The organism is Mucilaginibacter psychrotolerans (assembly GCF_004519315.1).
GTDB classification, from domain to species: domain Bacteria; phylum Bacteroidota; class Bacteroidia; order Sphingobacteriales; family Sphingobacteriaceae; genus Mucilaginibacter; species Mucilaginibacter psychrotolerans.
On the sequence record NZ_SOZE01000016.1, the window covers coordinates 14354 to 38257 of the forward strand.

A 23904-nucleotide genomic window follows, 5' to 3' on the forward strand; every position below is an offset into this window, starting at 1 on the left:
ATATTTGTTGTGCAAGAACAACGCTGCCGATTCAAGGTAAAGGGGAGAAATAAAAAAATCCTCTCCTTTTGGAGTGGATTGAGGTGAGGCCAAATGTTTATATTAATTTAGCGCAGCTTAACAAAAGCCGGTTATGAAAGATTATTTTAAAGTTGACGAGTGGAAAATCGTCGAAGAAGGGTTCGACCCGCACTACAATAAAGTGGCAGAAAGCGTGTTCAGCCTGGGCAATGGGCGTATGGGGCAGCGCGCCAATTTCGAGGAAGCTTACAGCGGCGAAACGCTGCAGGGCAATTACGTAGCTGGGGTATATTACCCCGATAAAACCCGCGTAGGCTGGTGGAAGAACGGTTATCCCGAATATTTTGCAAAAGTTTTGAACGCTGCCAATTGGATAGGCATAGATGTTTGGATAGGCAACGAACAACTCGACCTGGCTAAAGGCGAAGTAATAAGCTTTAGCAGGGAATTGAATATGAAAGAAGGCTATCTTAAAAGAAGCTTCCGCGCCAAAACAGCCGGCGGCAAAGAAGTTGAGGTAGTGGCTACCCGTTTTTGTAGTATGGTAGATGATGAATGCGGTGCCATTAAATACACCATCACCCCGCTCAATTTCGATGATATCATTACGATTACGCCATTTATTGACGGTGACATAGCCAACAAAGACTCCAACTACGACGAGAAATTTTGGGATGAAGTGCAGAAAGGCATTGCCGAAGGTATAAGCTCGGTTCAGCTCCGCACTAAAAAGACAGGATTTGAGGTGCTTACCGCCATGAAGTGTGTCCTTTTTAACGGCGATACCCAGGTTGATTATCAGTCGACCCCAATTCTTAAAGAGAAATACGTTGCGACCGAAATTAAGGTAGATGCTCAACAAGGCGAACCAGTTACGCTGATAAAATATGCGGTAAATCTTTCTTCGCAAAATTACAAAGCGGAGGAACTGGCTGCCAGGGCAACAGCATTACTTGCCGCTATCTCCGCAAAAGGTTTCGATACCATGCTGGCCGAACAAGCCGCTGCCTGGGCCGAAAAATGGAAGCACAACGATATCATCATCGAAGGCGATGCGAAAGCACAGCAGGGCATACGTTTCAATATCTTCCAACTGAACCAAACCTATACAGGTGAAGATGACCGACTGAACATTGGCCCCAAAGGTTTTACCGGCGAAAAGTACGGCGGCAGCACCTATTGGGATACCGAAGCGTATTGCGTGCCCTTTTACCTGGCTACTGCCGAACAAAAAGTTGCCCGCAATCTGCTGCTCTACCGCTACAAACAGCTGGGCAAGGCTATAGAGAACGCAAAACTCCTTGGTTTTAAAAACGGCGCGGCGCTTTACCCCATGGTAACCATGGATGGTACCGAATGCCATAACGAATGGGAGATAACCTTTGAAGAGATACACCGTAACGGTGCTATTGCCTTTGCCATTTACAATTACGTGCGCTACACCGGCAACGAAGCCTACCTGGCCGATTACGGGCTGGAGGTGTTGATCGCCATTTCGCGTTTCTGGTCGCAAAGAATTACTTTTTCGGAAGATAAACAGCAGTACGTCATGTTGGGGGTAACAGGGCCTAACGAGTATGAGAACAATGTAAACAACAACTGGTACACCAGCACCATAGCGGTTTGGTGTATGAAATATACGCTGGAAGTTATTGGCAAAGTAAAACACACTGATCCAGCAAAATACGATGCGCTTGCCACTAAAATAGCATTTGATGAGGCAACCGAAACAGGTCGCTTCGCAGATATCATCGCCAAAATGTATTTCCCGCATGACGAGAAACTAGGTATCTATTTGCAACAGGACGGCTACCTGGACAAAGAACAAATACTGGTTAAAGATTTGCCAAAATCCGAACTACCACTGGTGAAAAAGTGGAGTTGGGACAGGATCCTGCGGTCGATATATATCAAACAGGCAGATGTGTTGCAGGGGCTTTATTTTTTTGAGGAGGATTATGATCTCGATACCATCCGTCGCAATTATGATTTTTACGAACCGAGGACGGTGCACGAGTCGTCGCTTTCGCCCTGCGTACACGCTATATTAGCCGCCAAGCTGGGCGATGTGGAGCGCGCTTACCAGTTTTACCTCCGCACTTCGCGGTTGGATATAGACGATTATAACGACGATACCGATGATGGTTGCCACATCACCTCGATGGCCGGCACCTGGATGGCTATCGTAGAAGGTTTTGGCGGTATGCGGGTAAAGGATGACATGCTATCGTTCAATCCGCTGTTGCCCGGCGAGTGGAAAGCCTTGTCGTTCCAGATAGGGTTCCGCGGAAGTTTGCTGAACATCAGGATAGCCCATGACGGGGTAACGGTTAAGAACTTATCAGAGAAGGCGATAACGGTATTGCTAAATGGTGATAGCCAATTGGTGAGCGGTAATGGCGAGGTGCTTGTGAATGTTTAACCTTTCAGCCGGAAATGAAATATCAACAAGGCCAGCCCTAAAATAATGGTAGGTAGCTAAAACATGAATGAAAATTCTGCTAATTTACTCACGAAATTATTTAGCGGCTGGCCTTTGTAGCTAAACATCGAACCACCAAAAATAAACATGCCTATTCAGGCAAGCTGCACAAGCAGGCTAATGATAAGGAGCGCGTGTTTTTTCAATGATATTGCGCTATTGAAAGTTTAGATGCCTCGCGGCCATTTTTGCACTAATACATGTGCTACATGGAGGGCGTAGTTAAAGCGTTTTTATTTCCTCTACCGATAACCCGGTGAATTTTGAGATTTGTTCTACCGGAAGCCCGTCTTTCATCATTTCCCTGGCTATGTTCAGTGCTTTTTGCTGTTCTCCTTTCTCTATCCCTTTCTCTATCCCTTTTTCTATCCCTTTTTCAATGCCCTTAGCTTCCGCCTCCTGCACTGCATAATCAAGCACATTTTTATTGTCCCATTTGTATTTTAAGCTGCTATCGTACATGGTTAAAGCTTTTCTATTTCTTCGATGGAGAGCTTAGTAGTTTTTGCAATGAATTCAAAAGCTAAGCCCTCGTATTTCAACTCCCGGGCTATATCCAAAGCTTTTTGATACTCTCCTTTTTCTATTCCTTTTTCTATTCCTTTTTCTATGCCCTTAGCTTCCGCCTCCTGCACTGCATAATCAAGCACATTCTTATTGTCCCATTTGTATTTTAAGCTGCTATCGTACATCGTTTTTTCCTCCTTAGTAAGGTTAGTATATTCAGCAATACTGAACAGTTTTTCAAATATGGGTTTCCGCAAATACGTTGGGATTTTATCAAACTGCTTCATATTTTTTAATACATGCAACCATTTGTCCAAATCCGTAACTAATTCGGGTTCTCCCTTAACAAATTTACTTAATTCTATATAAGTATAACCCAGTTTATCGTAAAATATTTCCCCGGTTTTGGTATTACAAAGTCCTATATTATGGAAGTAGGAGTCGGTTGGCGTATTATCGAGCGTGAAATCTTCAAGTAAGGCAACAAAGTAAACTTCGGTAATATTGTAGGCCCACTCGCTGCGTTTGCCTTTGGGGGCCTGTTCGCTGATGAGGCGGGATGTATAAAACAAAGCGCGTTCTTTAAAATAGCCTTGCCTGGCTCTTTGTATTTCTATTAAGAAACGTTCGCCTTTATCGCCGGTACAGAGCAAATCAAATACAGCTATTCCTTCCTCTTTCAAATCGCCGTGATGCTCGTTTTTATTGTACACCAAATCAACGATGTGTTTGCGCCCCCTAAACACTTCGTTTAAAAAGGAGATTAATAAATCCCTGTTAGGCTCTGTACCGAAGATTTTTTTAAAAGAAAAGTCGACCATCAAGTCGATGTATCTACCGGGAGCAGGTGGTTTGGCATCAGGCATAATCCAAATATAAAAGTTTAATGTTTATTTTCGCGCAATAACATTCAGGTATGCAATCATCCATCCCCAATCATAAGCTCATCATCTACCAGCTGCTTCCGCGCTTATTCGGCAATGCTAACAGCACCAATAAATTCTATGGTTCTATTGAAGAGAACGGATGCGGTAAGCTGAACGATATAACCGACATGGCCCTGCAAGAAATAGCTAAGATGGGCTTTAGCCATGTTTGGTACACCGGCGTAATTGAGCACGCCACCATGACGGATTATTCGGCGTACGGTATTAAAAACGATGACCCCGATGTGGTGAAGGGCCGTGCCGGTTCGCCTTATGCCATTAAAGATTATTATGATATCGCGCCTGATTTGGCGGTGGATGTGCCCAATCGTATCAACGAATTCCAGGATCTGGTTATCCGCACGCATCTCAACGGCTTAAAGGTGATCATCGATTTTGTGCCTAACCATGTGGCGCGAACCTATGCATCGGATATGCGCCCCAAAGCCGTGCGCGATTTTGGAGAGGACGACGATACCAGCAATGCCTTCACCTCCGAAAATGACTTTTACTACATACCCGGTCAGCATTTTAAAGTGCCTGCGGGCTATAACCCGGGCGGCGATGCATTTACCTCACCCCTAAAAGACGGGCATTTTGAGGAGTATCCTGCCAAAGCCACTGGTAACGATGTCTTTAACGCCGCACCCTCTATCAATGATTGGTTCGAAACGGTGAAGCTTAATTATGGCGTTTACTACCTGGATGGGCACAAAACCTATTTTGGCCACGTGCCACCGTTGTGGTACAAAATGCACCATATACTTACCTATTGGGCGGAGATGGGGGTTGATGGTTTCCGTTGCGATATGATCGAGATGGTGCCCGTGGAATTTTGGGCATGGATAATACCCAAATTAAAGTCGACCCACCCCGAACTGATATTCATTGGCGAAGCTTACGATAAAAACCAGTATTACAATTATATCCACAACGGTAAATTCGATTACCTGTACGATAAGGTGGGCCTGTATGATGCTATTCGAAAATTAACCTGTAACGACGATTGGAGCAGTACCTGGGATATTAACGCGGTTTGGAACACCCACAGCCAGGGCATAGACGAGCATATGCTGCGCTTTATGGAAAACCACGACGAGCAACGCATTGCCAGCCGTTTCTTTGCAGGTGATGCCTGGTACGCCGTGCCGGGAATGATCGTAAGTGCTACACTTTCAACCGGCCCGGTGATGATATACAGCGGGCAGGAGGTAGGCGAACCTGCCGAAGGTGCTCAGGGCTTTAGCGGCGATGACGGCCGTACTACCATATTCGATTACTGGGGCGTTCCCTCGCACCAAAAATGGCTCAACAACGGTAAGTTTGATGGGGGAGGGTTGAGTGAACAGGAAACCAGCCTGCGTAATTTTTACAACACACTGCTCAACACCGTAAAAGATAACGAAGCCCTGCGAAACGGCGAGTTTTATGAGCTGATGATAGCCAACGAGCATCAGCCCGGCTTCGATACCAAAATGTATTTTTACCTTCGTTATACCAAAGAACAACGCGTTCTGGTGGCCGTGAATTTTAACCGCGCAGAAAGGAATATCACCCTTAGGCTGCCCGACGATCTGCTAAAACAATTTAACCTGAACGGGAATACGAATTTTACGGATTTGTTAACAAGAAAGGTTTACAAAACAGCTGATATCCACTCCGGAGTAGAAATCAATATAAAATCTGCAAGCGGGATGCTGTTAAATTTTTAAAATCATATTGTCTATTCGACACTTTGGCTCAATTATGGCTTGAATATTCAGTAATAAATCGTTTATTAGCTGATAAGAAGATTAGCTGATGTGCTATATACACTTTGTTTAAGTAATAATTAATCAAAGTATCGGAATATTAAAGTTTTATGAAAGAAAATATACCTGACCCCAACCCCGAATTACTGACGGCCAGATTACTCGTTGCAGAGGAAAATATGATTGTGGATGACGAAGAGTTTCACCACCTGAATAACCCTGCCGATGGCATAAAGCCCATCGTAAAAAAATATCTTGGCGTGCCTAACAGTGCCGAGCAAAAAGGCAATAAAGTATTCTTTACCGATGGCGATGCCAGCGTAGAAGTAACCATTGTAAATAAAGACATTATCCGTGTGCGTTTAGCGCCGCATACCGTGTTTTTAGATGAATTTAGCTATGCTGTGCCCGAATTACCTACCAAAGCAACGCCATTTAACCTAACGGAGACCGAATTGGAATTCAAGGTATCCACCGCTGCGGTGAATTGCCACATCCGCAAGCAGGATTTCTTTATCTCTTTCTCTGATAGCAACGGCATTACCACCAGCAGCGATGCTGCACCAATGCACTGGGAAGAGAACGTAAAGTTTGGCGGCTACTACGTGTTCTGCACCAAAACCTGCGCGCCCCAGGAAAGTTTCTTCGGTCTTGGCGATAAAGCTACCGAGTTTAACCTGCGCGGCAAGCGCTTAAAGAACTGGAACACCGATGCCTACTCTTACGGCTGGAACCAGGATCCGCTTTATCGTTCCATTCCATTTTATATCAGCGTAAATGAGGGTATTGCTCACGGTATTTTCTTTGACAATACCTTTAAGGCCCATTTCGATTTCGGCTGTGAGGATGCAACCAAAACCAGCTTTTGGGCAGATGGCGGCGAATTGCAGTATTATTATATCCACGGACCGCACATGATGGATGTGGTAAAGAATTACCATATTTTAACGGGTACGCACCCTATGCCACCGCTTTGGGCACTGGGTTACCACCAATGCCGCTGGAGCTACTATCCCGAAAATAAAGTGAGGGTAATTGCCAACGGCTTCCGTCAGAATAAAATCCCCTGCGATGGTATCTACCTCGATATCGATTACATGGATGGCTACCGCTGCTTTACCTGGAACCCCAAGTATTTCCCAAATCCCCGCAAAATGATTGAGGATTTGAATGCAAATGGCTTTAAAACCGTGGTGATCATAGACCCCGGCATCCGTGTAGATGATAACTATTGGGTATTTAAAGAAGGTAAAGAGAAACGCTACTTCTGCCGCCGCAGCGACGATTACTTTATGGAGGGCCACGTATGGCCGGGCCGTTGCCAGTTTCCCGATTTTACAAACCCTGAGGTGCGCACCTGGTGGGGAGACTTGTTTGACGACCTGGTTGACCTTGGCGTGGCCGGCGTTTGGAACGATATGAATGAACCTGCCGTTTTTGGTGCGGGTACCTTCCCCGATGATGTGCGCCACCAGTACGATGGTTTCCGCGGCAGCCACCGCAAGGCACACAATGTGTACGGTATGCAAATGGTACGTGCCACTTACGAAGGCTTGCGCAAGCAAATGAAAAACAAGCGCCCCTTCACCATAACCCGCGCGGGTTATGCCGGCGTACAACGTTATTCTTCGGTATGGACGGGCGACAACGTAGCCTCCTGGGAGCACCTTAAAATAGGTAACGTGCAATTGCAACGTTTATCGGTATCCGGCATCTCCTTCTGCGGAACGGATATCGGCGGTTTTAGCGGTGAGCCCGATGGCGAATTGTTTACCCGCTGGATACAGCTGGGTACCTTCTCGCCATTTATGCGCGCGCACTCTGCCGGTGATACCAAAGAGCGCGAGCCTTGGAGCTTTGGTGAGCCATTCACCAGCATCAACCGTAAATTTATCGAACTGCGTTACAGGTTGATACCGTATCTGTACTCTACTTTCTGGGAGCATCACCGTTACGGCTTCCCGATCTTACGGCCGGTAGTGATGCACGAGCAGGAGACGCTGGCAAACCACTTCAGGCAGGATGAGTTTACCTATGGCGATAAGATATTGATATGCCCGGTATTGGAACCCGGCCAGCAAAGCCGCACCCTTTACCTGCCAAAAGGTAAATGGTACAATTTCTGGACCCTGGAAAGCGTAGACGGTGGTCAGGAAATAACGGTTGCAACACCGCTGGACACTATCCCCATCTTCGTAAAAGCAGGATCCGTAATACCGGAGTATCCCGTAATGCAGTACACCAACGAAAAGCCAATAGAAGAGGTGAAGCTGAATATCTATTACAGCGACTATGAAGTGAATTCTTTCTACTTTGAAGATTATGGCGAAACCTTTGCTTACGAGCAGGATATTTACCTGGAGAAGAAGTTTATTGTAAATGGTACATCAAAAACTTTAAGCATCAAACAAAGCATGGAGGGTTTGTACACGCCGCGTTACGATGGCTACCACATCAAAATAAACGGCTTGCCGTTCAAGCCATCAAAAATAATAGCCGATGGCAAAGAGATAAAGGAAGTATCGGTAAATGCCGACAAAACCTACGAGTTTAAGTTCAGCAAAAACTTTAAGCAGATAGAGATACTGAAATAGTGAAAGGCCCCGAAAGGGGCCTTTTTGGTTATGTCGGTAAAGGGAAATTAGGTGATTTTTATACGATGAGAGTAAAACTATTTTGCTCTTTTAATAATACTATCTAATTCAGCCATAAAATCATCTGCATCTTTTTTCGACCTGATAACCTGCAATAGACTATCCGTTGAAGATGCGAAATGTGTTTTAGGCACAATATTACTATCGCCTTTCGCCATTTTTTCCGGCCCGGCCATTAATCCCCGGTGGCTTACGCGTTGTTTATTTAGTTGGATGTTGGCTTCGGTTTGCTGTTCGGGCGTAAGTTTTACTGGGAAAACAAAAGCTTCAGCTAATTCATCGGGCGTGTACTGGTCAACTGTTTTTTTTCTGCTCATTGTAAATACTTCTTAATTAGCCATAGTAACGGCGCGTCTTACGGATACAATGTAAGTTTATTTTCCCTTCGAAAGGGCTTCTTGGTCAATTATTTCTTCGGCCCATAAAATGTAGTGCCGCCTACTTTTGTTTTTACTTCAAAAGTTTCGGTAGTAACCGTTTTTTCTTTTTTGGCAAGTTCCAGATAGGTGCGCAATAGTCTTTTTTGCAGCGGTGTGCCGATCTTAATAGTGGTGTCGATATGGCTGCGGTAAGCTTTAACAAAGAGGCTATCGTTGCCAAAATCGCCAAAGCAGGCTATTTTTTCGGCCGTTAGGTCAGTGGCTTCGTTTTTATAGGGCTCTATTTCGAGTTTGTATTTGTGGACTTTAGCATCATACCGGTACGATACATTATCTTCCCCATTAATGAGCGGCGAATCTTCATGCGCGCACCAGGAGCAATCGGTTTCGTACACCATGCCGGGGAAAAAGTTATAAGTATATTCTACCCCTAAAATATCTTCCGAGTCCCCGCTAAAATCAAAGCTGGATTTTACCTTTTGGTTCATGAAAAGCCCCCAGCCGTAAATGTGCGCATCATTCACAATGTCCAGGCATTTATAAACTTTGCCATCAACCAATTTGTAAAAGCTATACCCATCTATGTAAACGCCCGAGCCATGGTCATACACGCGCCGCAGATAGAAGGTTTTATTTTTAGAAAAGTTATTCGCTACGTACAATGTAGGTGCGCCGTAAAAGGTATTTATTTCTTCCTTGTAAACCAGATACCAGTCGTTATTGACCTGCTTAAATACGCATAAGTAGGGGATAGCAACATCCCAGCCCTGCAAACACAATATCTCATCCTGGTGGTCGCCATCCAGGTCTACAAAAACGGGGTTGAAAACAAATCCGTAATCCTCACTAACATGTTAGGCATGCGGGTTGTACATAGTATCAGGTTTTATGATGCGCGTAAACGCTGTTAGCAGGCTGGTATCCGGCTTCTTATTGTAGCCAAACTTCTGAAGCTTTGCTATCCAGCTGCCGGGGATTTTCTTCCAGGTCGGGTCAACTTTGGCTAATGTATTCTGGTGCTTGCAAGATGACAAAGCCAATAAAAAGGTAAGCGCGATAAGGTAAGGTAAACGGATCATTTGAATGAGATGGTGCGTTCAATTTAAGCATATTAAAAGAATCGTGCATCAATTTAGGGCTATATTTTTTGCTCAGGAAAAATCCGCAATTTTCAACAATCAACCTATCGGCCAATCTCCTACATTCGCTTAAAAAAAGAAATGCTCAGGAAAATCCTATCGGTCGTAGCTGGTTATATGGTGTTTGCCATCAGTTCGGTTTTGTTGTTCAATTTATCGCACCATCATCCGCACCAGGATGCACCGTTGAATTTTAAACTGATAACCGTTGCCTACGGCGTTTTCTTTTCAATGCTTGCCGGCCTGGTGGTGCAGCTTATCGCGAAGCAGAAAAATCTTAACCTGAATTATATTCTGACCTTGTTGATGTTCCTTTTGGCAGGTATCTCTATGGCTTTATCGTCCGGCAGCCACTGGACGCAAATTTTTGCCATGTTTATCTTCGCGCCCGTATCAGTTGTGGGAGGATACTTTAAAATTAAAAGTGTAGTTGATAAATAAGATTTTACCACAAAGAGCACGAAGTTTTCACAAAGGGCACAAAGCTTTGCGCACGAATTGGTAGTCTGACGCAATTTTATCTTCGTGTTCTTTGTGCCGTCAACGTTTAGCAGGTCTTTGTGAACTTTGTGGTTAAAATTGCCCGCCGTTCTTTTTTGTTTTAAATAAACATCCGATGCTATTGTATGTTCAATAATTATATATTTGAACAACTGGAATTATTCCTGCAACCAATTAACCCGGGCGCCTGGCGCGCTACCCTACTATGGCAAAGAAAAAAGAAACTCCCGGAGCCGAATTATCGGAATCGAAACCTATAAAGGCAGCCAAAACAAAGGCGGCCAAAAAAACTGAAGCAGCCCCGGCTTTGCCGCAAGCCGAAGAACCGGTAGCTAAAAAGCCTAAGGCAGCATCAAAAAAAGCGGAAGTTGCGGCAACCAAACTTGCCGATATAAACAACATAGACGATTTCATCAACACAAATATTGATACGGAAATAAAGGCGGTAGAGCCCTACAGCCGCTTCACCGAATTCGATATCAACCTGTTTAAAGCGGGTACGCACTATAAACTTTACGAAAAATTTGGCTCCCATGTGCTGGAGTATAAAGGCGTGGTGGGTACATACTTTTCTGTTTGGGCACCAAACGCCGAGTACGTTGCCGTAATTGGCAATTTTAACGGATGGAACAGGGGTTCGCATGCGCTCAACTACCGTTGGGACGCTTCTGGTATTTGGGAAGGCTGGATACCCAATGTGGGCGTTGGCGAAACCTATAAATACTTCATCAAATCGCATAATGGTGCCGAGCTGGAAAAAAGCGACCCCTTTGCCCTGCGTTGGGAATTGCCGCCACATACCGCATCCATCGTAGCGGATACTTTTTATGAATGGAAAGACCAGAACTGGATGCGCAACCGCTACGAGCATACCGCTTTAGACAGGCCGTATTCGGTTTACGAAATGCACGTTGGCTCCTGGGCGCGCAACCCGGAGAGTCCCGACGAATTCCTGAGCTATCGCGAACTGGCTGCTAAACTGGTGCCTTATGTAAAGGACATGGGCTTCACCCACGTGGAGTTTATGCCGATAATGGAGCATCCGTATTACCCAAGCTGGGGCTACCAGATAACCGGTTTCTTTGCCGCATCCAGCCGTTACGGAACGCCGCAGGATCTGATGTACCTGGTAGAGGAGTTCCACGCCAATGGCATTGGTGTTATTCTGGATTGGGTGCCTTCGCACTTCCCGGGCGACAAGCACGGGCTTTACGATTTTGATGGCACACATCTTTACGAGCATGAGGACCTGCGCAAGGGCTTCCACCCGGATTGGAAATCGTACATATTTAACTATGGCCGCAACGAGGTACGCGCCTTTTTAATCAGCAACGCCATCTTCTGGTTGGAGCGTTACCATATCGACGGCCTGCGTGTAGATGCTGTTGCATCGATGCTTTACCTTGATTACTCGCGCAACCATGGAGAATGGGAACCTAACGCTTTCGGTGGCAACGAAAACCTGGAAGCGATTGCTTTCCTGAAAGAATTCAATACGGCCGTTTACAGGCACTTCCCCGATGTACAGACCATAGCCGAAGAATCTACCTCGTTCAGCGGCGTAAGCAGGCCGGTTTATACCGGCGGACTCGGCTTCGGTATGAAATGGATGATGGGCTGGATGCACGATACGCTCGACTACTTCGAACACGACCCAATACACCGCAAATACCACCAGGACCAGCTTACCTTTAGCATGGTGTATGCCTTTACGGAGAACTTTATGCTGCCTTTTTCGCACGATGAGGTAGTTTATGGCAAGGGCAGCATGCTTAACAAAATGCCGGGCGACGATTGGCAGAAGTTTGCCAACCTGCGCCTGCTATACAGCTTTATGTTTACCCATCCCGGTACCAAGCTGCTGTTTATGGGCGGCGAATTTGGCCAGGTTGGCGAGTGGAACTTCCAGCGCTCTTTAGACTGGCACCTGCTGGAACATGCCAGCCATAACGGTATCAAAGAAGCGGTAAAGGCCATCAATAACCTATACAAATCAGAACCTGCGCTTTATGAAAAGGGTTTCGATTGGACGGGTTTTGAATGGATAGATGCCAGCAACATGGCTGATTCTGTTATCGTGTATCAACGTAAAGGCATAGACCCCGTTAACGATTTGGTTGTGGTGTTGAACATGACCCCTGTACCGCATCAAAACTACCGCATAGGCGTGCCGGCGGCAGGAGAGTGGCAGGAGATTTTCAATTCTGACCAGCAACAGTATTGGGGTAGTGGCATGATCAACTTTGATCCGATAAAAACCGATGCAGAAGCATGGCATGGCAAAGAAAACTCGATACAGCTAACCGTACCGCCGTTGGGGGCAGCTATATTTAAACGGCTTGCAACAGCAAAATAGCAAACGCAGATGAAGTTCTTTTATTTATATCTCTTTGGTGGCATAGCTGCACTGGCTTTGTTAGTGTACCAACTGATAACCACCTATCCAAATATCAAGTACGGTGGCGCGCTCTTTTATATTATCCCAACGGTGCTGCTGTTTTACATGGCCAATAAAGCGTATCATGTTAAAAAAGATAAGGAGTTGATGTAGATAACGATATGATTTGACAACTCGTTGAAGTTGTTAAACTTGATTCTTAATGATTTTACCTAAAGATGGCTGTCCCTGCAGCCATCTTTTTTAATTTTATGCCATGCCTGTGTTAACCGCTCCCGAAAAGAATGTTATTGCAAATTACCCGCTGTTAGGAGATAATGGCGCACCCGCGATGATACAGGTGCGCGAGTCTGACGGTGTAGAACCGATAATAGACCCCGGCTTTTTGCAGCCGCACCGCAAGCAGTTTTTTATGTTTGTATTGGTAGAGCAGGGCAGTAGCCGCCATTGGATAGATGATGTACCTTACACGGTAAAACCCGGCCATTTCTACTTTACTGTGCCCCAACAGATACAATTAAAAGAAGAGATTTGCCCGATGGAGGGCCTGGTGATTACGTTTACCGAGGAGTTTTTGCTGTTGGAAGAGAACCTGATGCTGCGCCGCCTCCCCATCATCCAAAATCCGGCTGCTGCGCATGAATTGGTGCTTGCGCCCGAAGAGTTTGCCTACGTGCAGGACATTATGCGCAAGATGAACGCCGAGTATAGGGCCAACAGCAGCTGGCGCAACCAAATGCTGGCCTCCTGGTTACAGGTGTTGGTAATATACCTCAGCAGGCTGTATGCCGAACAATATGGCGAAGGCTGCAAGATAACCCAGGGCCAATGCCTGCTCAAAAGCTTCCAGCAGTTGATTACTGAGCACCATACCCACCAGCACGAAGTTGCCGGTTACGCCAGTCTTCTCAACCTCACTCCCGGTTATTTTAACGATGTTATCAAACAGCAAAGTGGCAAAACGGCCATCAGCCATATACACAGCCGCCTGGTAATGGAGGCCAAACGCCGTTTGCTGCATACCGAGCTATCGGTAAAGCAAATTGCCGATGAGCTGGGATTTGAGGATGCCACCTACTTCAACCGCTTCTTTAAACGCCTTGCCGATGCCACCCCAATGGCTTATCGCCAGCAAATCCGCGAAATGTACAGTTAATGCCCTGCTATGTGCAGCGATGTATTGCTGTAGTAGGTATAGCTTTGCAATATGAAAAAACAAACCGTATTAATTACCGGCGCCAATAAAGGTATTGGCCTGGAAACCGCGCGGCAACTGGCAAAAGCCGACTACCACATCTACCTGGCTGCCCGCGATAAAGATAGGGGCGACGCTGCCGTTGCCCAATTACACGCCGAAGGCTTAATCGATGTTGAATTTATACAGTTGGAGGTAACCAGCGAAGAATCTGTGCAGGCGGCTTATGCCGAGCTTAGCGGGAAAATAGATTATTTGGACGTGTTGATAAACAATGCCGGTATCCTTGGTGGCTTCCAGCAATCTGCAACCAACACGCCTAACCATATATTCACCGAGGTTTTTGAAGTGAATGTGTTTGGCATAGCCCGAATGGTGAGGGTGTTTTTGCCGCTGGTGTTAAAATCGCCAAACCCGCGCATCGTAAACGTAACATCAGACCTGGGTTCGCTTACCCTGCATAACGACCCCAACTGGGAGCATTACCAGGTAAAAACTGCCGTGTACGGGCCATCCAAATCGGCACTGAACGCTTATACCATTGCTCTGGCCTACGAACTAAAAGGCAAGGCCAAGGTAAACATGGTGAACCCCGGTTATACCAATACCGAGTTCAATAACAACATGGGGCCAAAATCGGTAGAAGACGGTGCAAAACCCATAGTAGAATATGCCATGCTTGATGCCGACGGCCCAACAGGCAAGTATATGAGCGATACCGGCGAATCGCCTTGGTAGATTATGTAACAGAGGGGCGGGGCTATCTGTGGTCCCGCCTTTCTTTTAGAATTTTTATGCCCTTAGTTTCTGAAGTTTTGGGTAATCATCAATCCGTATAGTCCACCGTCTAAAATGCCTATGCCCACCCGTCCGTATGCCGGGTGTAGTATGTTGGCGCGGTGGCCAGGCGAGTTCATCAAACCGGTATGCGCTAAAGGCAGCGTTTGCGCCAGCGCGATGTTTTCGCCGGCGGTAAGGAAGGTAATATTGCCTTTTTTCATACGCGCGTATGGGTCGGCACCCTCTGGCGTGTAATGCGAAAAGTAGCTACGGGCAAACATATCTGCAGAATGCTTCCTGGCTACAACAGCCAGTTCAGCGTCGGCTTTTAAAGGGTGCAGGCCATATTCCTTACGTTCTTTATTGATCAATATCAGCATTTCGGCTTCGAGGTCGGGCCGTTCGGTGGCATCGGTTACTTTAAACGGGAGTTTGATAACCTCCTCGCCGCCTATTTTGGTGTCTTTTGTGGGTTCTGTATGGTTAAGTATATCGCTAAATACGGGCGATAGCGAGTCATCCATCCAGCTTACCCGGGCAATCAGTTTTTTGGCCACGCCGCTTTCCCTGGTTTCTTTAGAAAGGCCATTGGTAAAAGGCACCAGCAGCAGTATGCCTGATATAAGTACGGCCCAGATAAACCCGTTAGCGAACCCGGGGATAGCGCCTAAAAGCCTGTTTGTTCTGCTGATATGCCTATGGGAGGGTATGCGGTCGAGGGTTCGGTCCATAATCATATCCAATACAAACTTGCCGATAAAGATACCCGCAATGAATGATAAGGGTGCCACCCAAAAACCTGCCGAGGGCATCATCATATGCAAAAAACCCGCAACCGGGTGGTATATTAAAAAGCCGATGATGAGGCTACCCACCCAGGCAACCAACGACAGTGCCGACAGGATAAATCCCTGTTTAATGCCCGTGCGGATACAAATGATGAGGATGAGGATGAGTAGGAGGTCGATGTAGTTCACAGGGTGCTGTTTGGGGAACGATATTTTCTAAATTTAACTTTTCCATTTAAATTTTAAAATTTATCCGCTGATAGAAAAATCGTTTTTATTGTTCGTTTATATCTACTCCCGGCACCGGTGTTCCAATATTCAGCCGATAGAAACGGATACTTAATATCGCTACAAGTACATTAGGGACAACCATCAGTAAAATATTACCCAGTGAATACCCGACGACACTACGGATGATGTGGAAATACACATAAAATAGAGGGATCGAAACGAAGAAGGTAGAAATCGTAATCTGCGACTTTTTATTATATACACCGGGTGTAGACTTCATGGCCCTATAAATTGCAAAAGGTAACACCACCGTAATTATGCTGGTGAGCACAGCAATATCATAAAAATCGATACTAGCAGCAAATCCCCAATTAGTTGGTTTTATCAAGTAAACCAACGCCATAAAAGAGTACATAATGATTAAGCTTAATATAGGCGATACCAATAGTGTGGTAAAGCCCACTTTTAAGGAATAGGTTAATATTTTTTTCATGGTGATGATGTAAAAATAGGCCTTATAAAGCATTTAAAATGCTTTAAAAACACAAAGGCCTTAAATCTTTCGATGCAGGCCAAAAGCAAGAGTTTAATTATGCAGGGATTAAATACACAATATATGCAACCGGCTATAAAAGAAATGGTTACATATGCAATTTTCAATTATATATAATGGCAAAAGTTAAGGGGAACAATATTAATCAACTTATAAGGTCACTTGGTAACGATGTAGCACTACACCATGGTAATGATGCTGTCGACAATATATTTATAGATTTTATAGGTGATATTGACGGGGATAAAATTCCGGACATAATTATTAGCGACGCCGGGTATGCTTTTGGAAGTACTTCGCTTTATTTATCTAAGCCGGCTGGGGATGGGGCAATATTGAAGCGAGCCGCTGACTTCGGGCAATCTAATTAACAATTATAAACATTTCCAACACACAAAAGCCTTAAATCTTTCGACTTAAGGCTTCGGGCTTTTCTTGATGTGAACCCCATTGGATTATTTTCGAACCAATTCATGAAAGAATTGAAAGTTATAGGTGATTTCAAATAACCGGTTCGAGCCCAGTATGGGGATGAGAAGATTAAATAATCCTTAGGTTTCGAGTCACTTTCCATCAGAAAAAGCCGGCATAGCGTCTAAAGACCTATGGGGCATTTTAAAGAAACCTGGAAAGATTGGACTTTTATTGCGTACAAGATATTGCATGTATATAGTTTTCCTGTAAGTATCGGGCAGAACCTGACGAAGAGGCCTCGCTCATTCAATCCTGGTTTTTTTGCCTGGCACGATCTTCCACATAAACGACGGTTCCTTACCTGTCGTTAATTAAAAGCCGCCCGGAACTCCAGCGGCGACTGATTGGTCTTCTTTTTAAATAAGGTGCTGAAAGACTGGGCATGCTCAAAACCCAAAGCATAAGCAATCTCGCTAACCGAAAGACTGGTCGTGGAAAGCCTTTCCTTGGCTTTCCCGATCAGCTTTTCATGAATATGCTGCTGGGTGCTTTGCCCTGTATGTACCCGTAACAGATCACTTAAATAATTTGGAGATAGATTCATTTTATCAGCAATATATTGTACTGTCAACAAACCATGTACATCACTGTTGAAATACTCATCAACGAGCTGCTCAAACTTCCCCAGCAACGCAGAATTATTATTCCTGCGCGTAATGAACTGACGCTCATAAAAACGGTCGGAATAATTTAACAACAATTCGATCTGCGTTAAAATAATCTCCTGGGTATGCTTATCGATATGAGAACATTCTTTATCAATTTTATTCAAAATGGCAATCAAGTCATCTTCCTCTTCGGCTGACAGGTGCAGCGCTTCATTCACTGCATAAGAGAAAAATCCATAGCTGCCTATACTGTTCGCTAAAGAATGCTGCAGCAAAAAATCAGGATGGAAAATCAGCAAGTAGCCCGAGCCGCACTCCATATTCTGCAGATCGAGATACTGTACTTGGTTAGGCGCCGTAAAGCTTAACACGCCCTTATCAAAATCATAGTGCTGTTGCCCGTACTTGATCTTACCCTTTGCCTCCCGTTTCAAAGCCACGCAATAAAACCGGTTGACAAAACCCTTCCAGACTTCATCTTCCAAAAAGATGCTATCGGCCAGATTGATCACGCTCACCAGGGGATGCAGTGGTTCCGGCAAAGACAACAAACGGTGAAATTCAGATATGGAGTTAATGGCGTTCATAAACAAAATTAGTCAATTAAGCTCATACTGAATTCATCATATGGTGCGCCGGTATCTGTACCCAGAGGTATGATACTTTCCAGATGTGCCAGTTCTGCATCGCTCAAATTAAGTGCTGTTGCCGCGATATTTTGCTCTACAAACTTCCGGCGCTTTGTTCCCGGAATCGGCAAAATACCTTTACTCATGATCCAGGCCAAAGCCAATTGTGACGAGGTCACGTTCTTTTCTTCAGCCATCGCTTCAATCGCTTTCACCAATTCGATGTTCTTGTCAAATTGTGCACCCTGAAAACGCGGAATAGCCCTGCGAAAATCTTTCTCCGGCAGATCATTCAGGCTTTTGATCTGTCCCGATAAAAACCCACGGCCCAGTGGCGAATAGGCGACAAAACCAATGCCCAGCTCATTTAAAGTTCCCAAAACCCCGCGTTCCTCTACTGTCCGCTCGAACAAAGAGTACTCGCTTTGTACTGCCGTTATCGGATGTACCGCATGCGCACGCTTAACCGTTTCAGACGAAACTTCCGACAAACCAATATAACCCACTTTTCCTTCTTTAACCAGTACACTCATGGCTTCTACTGTTTCCTCTATCGGCGTGTTTTTATCCAGGCGGTGCAGATAATATAGATCGATATAATCGGTATTCAGATTTTTAAGTGACCGCTCCAATGCTTTCTTTACATAATCTTTCTTCCCATTGATCGCCCAAATAACCTTATTCTCATCATTGATCTCCCAGCCAAACTTGGTCGCCAAAATATATTGGCCACGGTTACTGCCGATTGCTTTCGCGATCAGTTGCTCATTCTTCAGCGGCCCATACAGGTCGGCTGTATCTAAAAAGTTGCCGCCCAGTTCCAGCGAACGATGAATCGTGGCAATTGCTTCCTGCTCATCCGCCGGGCCATACATGTGCCCCTCTTCAAAACCGGTCATGCCCATACAACCCAACCCAATCATCGGGACAACCAAACCTTGGCTGCCCAATGCAATTTGTTTTATTTCCATAACTCAAAGGTCGCTCAATGCAATTTGGCGGATGTATGCAAACCTCTGAAGCTTGTAAGCAAATCAGGGACGATGGCATTCCGGATGTAATAATATATTTCGTAGGTGAACTTTCCAAACGAAGGTGTATTTCTCCTAAGGCGTTTAGAATCAATCAATCTGATAGTATCGCCCCGGTATCTCTAGTTCGTTTATTTTTTTCAATTGGTCAATCAAGCGGTTCGAATTCTGCCCAGGCTGGGGAGCAACAGCCGTGGGGAGCAACATCAACGAATTCGTCCTGAGGCTGGACTTGAATCAATCCACTCATCAAAATATCAATGACGCCTACCTCCTTAAGCAATACATAATCCTGTTACTAATATTTAAAAATGGTTCTAATTCGAGGTATTTGGCTTGCTATTTATGTGGTGTATTTAAGTTTTATGAAAATTATATTTCCTTTCTCGCAACTCGACCACATTTCACAAACTGATATACAACAATGTAGAAGCTTTATTTCGGGAACGTTTTGTTCCTAAATTGGCTTAAAAAATTATAAACTTTTAGATATGCGCTTTAGCAACCTATACTGCGCAGCTATTAAAGCAATTCGTTGTCTTTTTTTTTCCTGTAAAATGGACGCTGTAAAGCCATACCACTATCTAATGAAAAGTAACTTGTATTGGCGAAGGCTGACTTATAATAGATTGAAGCAGTAATAGCCAAAACAATAAATGCACTTGTAACCACCTATAATAACATAGTTAAATCATGAAAAAGGCACTTTATTTACTCATGGGCGCCGTGCTGGTGTCCGTTTATTCGTGTAAGCGCGACGATCAACTGAAACCTGTGCCAGATACGGAAATGGCCGCAAGCAAGGCGCAGGAAAGCCTGGCCATAAATGCTGTGCCGTTGTTAATCGCGGGGAAAAAGAACACACCCGGATTTACCAACGGCACAGGCGGTGCCGCACGTTTCAATACGCCTTCAGGGATATTTGTTGATGGGGACGGTGTGCTTTATGTTTGCGATTTCAGTAATTCTGCCGTGCGGAAAATCAGCACCCAAAACAAAGTAACTACGCTCAATATCGATCCGGACTTATTTGGCAGCGTCGAGGTATCAGGCGGGCCACAAAATGTAGCGGTTTTAAACAACGGCGTAGTAGGGGTACAAAGCTCCAATAACATACTCCTTTATCAGAACGGCGCCGTGTTTAAAAACTTCGACCATTTTACAGATTTTAGCTACGGCAACTTTGGAGGTATTGATGAAGGGTACGATGGCACGTTTTTTAACTTCATCACCAATTACGTCGATTTGCCAAATGAGGTTTACAACAGCAAACTCGGAGTAATCAAAAACAATGCATACCTGGGCGGGCTTACTGTAATTTCGAACGATAGCAATGCTAACAACCTCGAGGCCAATTCTGCCACTACAAAATACGTGGTTATAAACGCGCGGTTAAACAAGCTTACCTCCGCAGGTGCAACGGTGGTGTATAGCAATCTTATCCCAAGCGCAACCGTTTATGACGTTGCAGTTAGCAAGGCGGGCACCGAAATTTACGTTATCGACTCCGGCAACATCAAGCGGATAAAAAACAATGCTATCCTAACCATTATTTCCGGCGTTAAAGCATCTTCCATTGCGCTGGCAAACAGCGAAAGGTATATATATTACACCAGTGCTGATGAGCAAACCGTTAGCAGGATTGCTTTACCGTAATTGGCAAACAATCACAAGAATGTATCCAACTGATTAATAGGTGGTTTATGTGATAATCGATATAGAAGATTTAACTATTTAAAGTTAATAAGCAAGAAAAAAAAGCATCTGGATTGTATAATCATCTAATAAACATGCAGAATTACAGCCTGATACTGTTATGTGCGAGCGTAGTGAAACGCTGGAATTGGACGGCTCAGTTATGCGCAATACCTTAATGACGATTGCAGGGTCAACTAACAACGCGGGGTTTATAAATGGGCCGCCAACTAGAGCACTCTTTTACCATCGTGAAGGGATATAGATAATGTCTGATGAAACGCTTTACATCGTCGACGAAAATAGTAGCGCTATCCGTAGATTGACTATTGGCGGAACTGTCAGCACGTTACCATTGAGGCCCCCCTCTCCGGTAATCCTGACGGCTTAAGGCCTGCATTTGTAGGGCCAAATTCAGCAAGCCGCCATGGTAGGGATAGCGTATGAAAAGCAGACGTAAACGCTTTTTCTTTAGCGCTTGGAGATAATGAAACAACATTTATTTTCATGTACCAAAACAAACACCACAGGTAAATATTTTCTTAAATAAAAAGTTACCCCGTTTTTTATAGCGGATTGAGAAAATATAGCATCGAGTTGCGTGTGTTGGAAGGAGCTATTTCTCCTTACTTCGGGAGGGCTAGCCGTTGTTGGCGAATCCTCAAATACGTCCGGAATTTATGATAGGACTTGTTAGACCAATAGCGGTCACCTGAAATACTTAATAATAGTGATCTCAACAGGATTCGAACCTGTGACCGACAGATTAGAAATCTGTTGCTCTATCCAGCTGAGCTATGAGACCTTGTAAAATTTTGCGATGCAAATATACCAATTTATACGCATAACGGCAATATCTGCTTTTTTGATTTAATACGAAATTTTAACTATATCATTAATAAAACTTCTTTAAACGTAATAAAACCTATATTTACACCCGAATAACGTGAATATGGGATTACCGCTGCGGATTACTTTTGATGATAAAGATTATGTTTACCAGATTGTTAACAGCAAACTGATAGGCCAAAATACCACTGAACTGGAACTGTTGCTAAACGGCGAAAAAGTTGAACTGATTAAAGATGCCCGCCGGGTTTGGACGCTAAAAGATGGCAACACCACACTCGATCCTGAATTGGTGCAGGCGCTTGGTAGGTCGGTTTCGCTAAGAATGCGGATGTAGTTACTTGAAGTTTACAAATAGTTTAAAGTACATCGAAAGCGCGATGCAGAATATTAAAAAAAATACAAACCATGCGCTGCGCTTTATCTTCTCATCAAAAAAAGTGCTTGTGCGTATTTTATAAAAGCACCATATCAATGTCGCTATCAATAATACACCGGCAATACTCACTACAATTTTATTATTGACTATATACACCGTTGCCATTAGGCCCAGTATTGCCAATATAAAAGCTGTGCTGTATTTTTGTAAAAAGCCTTTCGGCCCCTCAGTTGTTATTGGTTTGATGGATTGTAGTATAGCCCTTATCTCCTCGTAATCTTCTACATAGCTGTAGATATATATTAAATCTTCTTTGCTGGCCCCTCTAATATACAAATTACGCCGTTTATCTTCCGTAATAGAATTTACTGCATTAAAGGATATCGTTTTATCTGCCAGGCTGCTTTGTTTGCGCTGTAAATAATCGTCGCCAATGATCAATTGGTAGCTATCGAAAATGGTCCTTTGCCGTTTTGAACCCCTAAAAAAACTGTAGGTAAAGTAAGCTACAATGATAAAAGTGTACACCAGGGTTGATTGTATGCCCGCCTCGGTACTGTTTTCAGAAAAATAAGCTATGGTTAGCCCAACCAGTACTGCGCCCAACATCAGCGGGATTGTTTTGGCTAGTACTTGTTTACGAAAATCACCAAAGTATTCCGGGTTGTTTTTATATAGCTGCATATAAGGTAAAGTATTGCAGTGCTAATATAACTTATTTACCAAAGCACCGCAGCAATAAAAGTAGCCTTGTACCTAATCCATCGTTTTTGTAGCCTTTTGTTAATCGGGCAGTAATTCTTGCATCAATAGTTGCCAAAATATTTCTATAATTGCAGTTATTACCATACTGTGAAATAGCCCCGGAATGCGTTTTTATCTGTTAAACTGACAGATAAAAACGCTGTTAAAAATGTTAGCAAAAGCTTAAAAAAGTTTAATTTTTCGCATAAAAACGCATTTTATGATGTGCATTTAGCAAAAAACAGCATTAAAATAACCAAGTGTTTTTTTTACAATAAGTTAATCATACTTTTAACACAATTTTTTTAAAACTCTTAACTATATGATCATAATTGCTGACGGTGGCTCGACCAAAACAAACTGGTGCCTGGTTACTGAAGAAGGTAAAAAAGTGTATTTTAATACCGAAGGTTACAACCCGTATTTTGCTCCGAAAGATTACATCATACAATCCTTAAAGGAAAGTTTACCAAACGACCTGGAGAAAGACAACATTACCGAAGTGAACTACTACGGCGCGGGTTGTTCTACTCCCGAGATGCGTAAGGTTGTGGAAGAAGCGATGTCGGCAGTTTTCACTAAATCAAAAGTAAACATCGGTCACGATTTGTTGGCTGCAGCACGCGCATTGTTGGGTAACAACGAGGGCTTCGCCGCTATTTTAGGTACCGGCACCAACACTTGCCTTTACGATGGCAAGGATGTAGTACAAAATATCGACTCGGGCGCATACATCCTGGGCGATGAAGGCAGCGGTTGCTACATCGGCAAAAAGCTTTTAACGGACTACCTGCGCGGCTACATGCCCGAAGCAGTACGCAAAGCATTTTGGGAAGAGTTTAAATACACGCCAGATGATATCAACGAAATAGTTTACACGCAGCCGCGCGCAAACCGTTTCTGCGCAAGCTTCAGCAAATTCGTTTACGATAACAACGTCAACATCGAATATTCGCGCAATCTTGTACGTACTTCGTTTGAAGATTTTTTCAAGAACCTTGTTACCCATTATCCCGATTATCAAAAATATACCTTCAATTGCATCGGCTCGGTAGGCTATAACTTCCGCAACGTGCTCGAAGAAGTTTGTACCGAAAACGGCATGACCGTTGGCAACATCATCCGCTCGCCTATAGATAACTTGGTGAAATTCCACCTGGAGTTGGCGCCAAGCCAATTGTAGAGGTTA

Annotated in this window: 22 protein-coding genes and 1 tRNA gene; 12 read left to right on the forward strand and 11 right to left on the reverse strand. The window is 44.4% G+C overall.

What is annotated here, in order from left to right:
• Nucleotides 1-133: 133 nt before the first annotated feature.
• Nucleotides 134-2443 carry a family 65 glycosyl hydrolase domain-containing protein gene (locus tag E2R66_RS15740; RefSeq protein WP_133232392.1) on the forward strand — a complete coding sequence of 770 codons (2310 nt, stop codon included), beginning with the start codon at nt 134-136 and terminating at the stop codon, nt 2441-2443.
• A gap of 282 nt (nt 2444-2725) precedes the next feature.
• On the opposite strand, the gene E2R66_RS15745 is transcribed toward E2R66_RS15740, so the two are convergent.
• Together E2R66_RS15745 and E2R66_RS15750 are read right to left on the reverse strand one after the other, a co-directional pair.
• Entirely contained in the window at nt 2726-2965 is a 240-nt protein-coding gene (locus E2R66_RS15745; protein ID WP_133232390.1) for a hypothetical protein, read from the reverse strand.
• Nucleotides 2966-2967: 2 nt separating this feature from the next.
• Nucleotides 2968-3876 carry an Rpn family recombination-promoting nuclease/putative transposase gene (locus E2R66_RS15750; RefSeq protein WP_133232388.1) on the reverse strand — a complete coding sequence of 303 codons (909 nt, stop codon included), beginning with the start codon at nt 3874-3876 and terminating at the stop codon, nt 2968-2970.
• Between the two features lie 50 nt (nt 3877-3926).
• On the opposite strand from E2R66_RS15750, the gene E2R66_RS15755 reads away from it, so the two are divergent.
• Both E2R66_RS15755 and E2R66_RS15760 read left to right on the forward strand, forming a co-directional pair.
• Nucleotides 3927-5648, forward strand: a complete 1722-nt coding sequence (locus E2R66_RS15755; protein WP_133232386.1) for an alpha-amylase family glycosyl hydrolase — start codon at nt 3927-3929, stop codon at nt 5646-5648.
• 218 nt (nt 5649-5866) lie between these two features.
• On the forward strand, nt 5867-8281 hold the full coding sequence (locus E2R66_RS15760) for a glycoside hydrolase family 31 protein (protein WP_133232426.1): 2415 nt from the start codon (nt 5867-5869) through the stop codon (nt 8279-8281).
• A gap of 77 nt (nt 8282-8358) precedes the next feature.
• On the opposite strand, the gene E2R66_RS15765 is transcribed toward E2R66_RS15760, so the two are convergent.
• The 3 genes from E2R66_RS15765 to E2R66_RS15775 form a co-directional block, all read right to left on the reverse strand.
• Nucleotides 8359-8658: a hypothetical protein gene (locus tag E2R66_RS15765; protein WP_133232384.1), complete on the reverse strand. Its 300-nt coding sequence runs from the start codon at nt 8656-8658 to the stop codon at nt 8359-8361.
• An 89-nt stretch (nt 8659-8747) separates the two neighbouring features.
• Nucleotides 8748-9500, reverse strand: coding sequence for a hypothetical protein (locus E2R66_RS15770; RefSeq protein ID WP_134737937.1), 753 nt, complete (start codon nt 9498-9500; stop codon nt 8748-8750).
• A gap of 75 nt (nt 9501-9575) precedes the next feature.
• Nucleotides 9576-9800: a hypothetical protein gene (locus E2R66_RS15775; RefSeq protein ID WP_133232380.1), complete on the reverse strand. Its 225-nt coding sequence runs from the start codon at nt 9798-9800 to the stop codon at nt 9576-9578.
• Nucleotides 9801-9941: 141 nt separating this feature from the next.
• Between E2R66_RS15775 and E2R66_RS15780 the strand changes: the two genes are divergently transcribed.
• The 5 genes from E2R66_RS15780 (at nt 9942) to E2R66_RS15800 (ending at nt 14692) form a co-directional block, all read left to right on the forward strand.
• The gene (locus E2R66_RS15780; protein ID WP_133232378.1) at nt 9942-10301 is read left to right on the forward strand and encodes a hypothetical protein; all 360 of its coding nucleotides are present in this window, start codon (nt 9942-9944) and stop codon (nt 10299-10301) included.
• 265 nt (nt 10302-10566) lie between these two features.
• On the forward strand, nt 10567-12717 hold the full coding sequence (gene glgB, locus E2R66_RS15785) for a 1,4-alpha-glucan branching protein GlgB (protein WP_133232376.1): 2151 nt from the start codon (nt 10567-10569) through the stop codon (nt 12715-12717).
• A gap of 9 nt (nt 12718-12726) precedes the next feature.
• A complete protein-coding gene (locus tag E2R66_RS15790; protein WP_133232374.1) occupies nt 12727-12912 on the forward strand; it encodes a hypothetical protein in 186 nt (61 codons plus the stop codon).
• A 103-nt stretch (nt 12913-13015) separates the two neighbouring features.
• Nucleotides 13016-13915, forward strand: a complete 900-nt coding sequence (locus tag E2R66_RS15795; protein ID WP_133232372.1) for a helix-turn-helix transcriptional regulator — start codon at nt 13016-13018, stop codon at nt 13913-13915.
• A 51-nt stretch (nt 13916-13966) separates the two neighbouring features.
• Nucleotides 13967-14692 carry an SDR family oxidoreductase gene (locus E2R66_RS15800; RefSeq protein WP_133232370.1) on the forward strand — a complete coding sequence of 242 codons (726 nt, stop codon included), beginning with the start codon at nt 13967-13969 and terminating at the stop codon, nt 14690-14692.
• Between the two features lie 62 nt (nt 14693-14754).
• Here E2R66_RS15800 and E2R66_RS15805 read toward each other — a convergent pair whose 3' ends face one another.
• Both E2R66_RS15805 and E2R66_RS15810 read right to left on the reverse strand, forming a co-directional pair.
• Nucleotides 14755-15711: a CvpA family protein gene (locus E2R66_RS15805; RefSeq protein WP_133232368.1), complete on the reverse strand. Its 957-nt coding sequence runs from the start codon at nt 15709-15711 to the stop codon at nt 14755-14757.
• Between the two features lie 85 nt (nt 15712-15796).
• Nucleotides 15797-16246: a hypothetical protein gene (locus E2R66_RS15810; protein ID WP_133232366.1), complete on the reverse strand. Its 450-nt coding sequence runs from the start codon at nt 16244-16246 to the stop codon at nt 15797-15799.
• Between the two features lie 176 nt (nt 16247-16422).
• Between E2R66_RS15810 and E2R66_RS15815 the strand changes: the two genes are divergently transcribed.
• Nucleotides 16423-16677: a hypothetical protein gene (locus tag E2R66_RS15815; protein WP_133232364.1), complete on the forward strand. Its 255-nt coding sequence runs from the start codon at nt 16423-16425 to the stop codon at nt 16675-16677.
• A gap of 410 nt (nt 16678-17087) precedes the next feature.
• Here the strand turns inward: E2R66_RS15815 and E2R66_RS15820 are convergent, their stop codons facing one another.
• Together E2R66_RS15820 and E2R66_RS15825 are read right to left on the reverse strand one after the other, a co-directional pair.
• Nucleotides 17088-17975, reverse strand: coding sequence for a helix-turn-helix domain-containing protein (locus E2R66_RS15820; protein WP_133232362.1), 888 nt, complete (start codon nt 17973-17975; stop codon nt 17088-17090).
• Between the two features lie 8 nt (nt 17976-17983).
• Nucleotides 17984-18988, reverse strand: coding sequence for an aldo/keto reductase (locus E2R66_RS15825; protein ID WP_133232360.1), 1005 nt, complete (start codon nt 18986-18988; stop codon nt 17984-17986).
• A gap of 753 nt (nt 18989-19741) precedes the next feature.
• Between E2R66_RS15825 and E2R66_RS15830 the strand changes: the two genes are divergently transcribed.
• Complete coding sequence (locus E2R66_RS15830; RefSeq protein ID WP_133232358.1) at nt 19742-20704, forward strand: NHL repeat-containing protein; 963 nt, start codon at nt 19742-19744, stop codon at nt 20702-20704.
• A gap of 770 nt (nt 20705-21474) precedes the next feature.
• Here the strand turns inward: E2R66_RS15830 and E2R66_RS15835 are convergent.
• Nucleotides 21475-21548: transfer RNA gene (locus E2R66_RS15835), tRNA-Arg, on the reverse strand.
• A gap of 147 nt (nt 21549-21695) precedes the next feature.
• Here E2R66_RS15835 and E2R66_RS15840 point away from each other — a divergent pair.
• Nucleotides 21696-21929 (forward strand): hypothetical protein, encoded by a 234-nt coding sequence (locus E2R66_RS15840; RefSeq protein WP_133232356.1) that lies wholly within the window; start codon nt 21696-21698, stop codon nt 21927-21929.
• Here the strand turns inward: E2R66_RS15840 and E2R66_RS15845 are convergent, their stop codons facing one another.
• The gene (locus tag E2R66_RS15845; RefSeq protein WP_133232354.1) at nt 21930-22655 is read right to left on the reverse strand and encodes a hypothetical protein; all 726 of its coding nucleotides are present in this window, start codon (nt 22653-22655) and stop codon (nt 21930-21932) included.
• A 382-nt stretch (nt 22656-23037) separates the two neighbouring features.
• Between E2R66_RS15845 and E2R66_RS15850 the strand changes: the two genes are divergently transcribed.
• On the forward strand, nt 23038-23898 hold the full coding sequence (locus E2R66_RS15850; protein WP_133232352.1) for an N-acetylglucosamine kinase: 861 nt from the start codon (nt 23038-23040) through the stop codon (nt 23896-23898).
• Nucleotides 23899-23904: the final 6 nt, after the last annotated feature.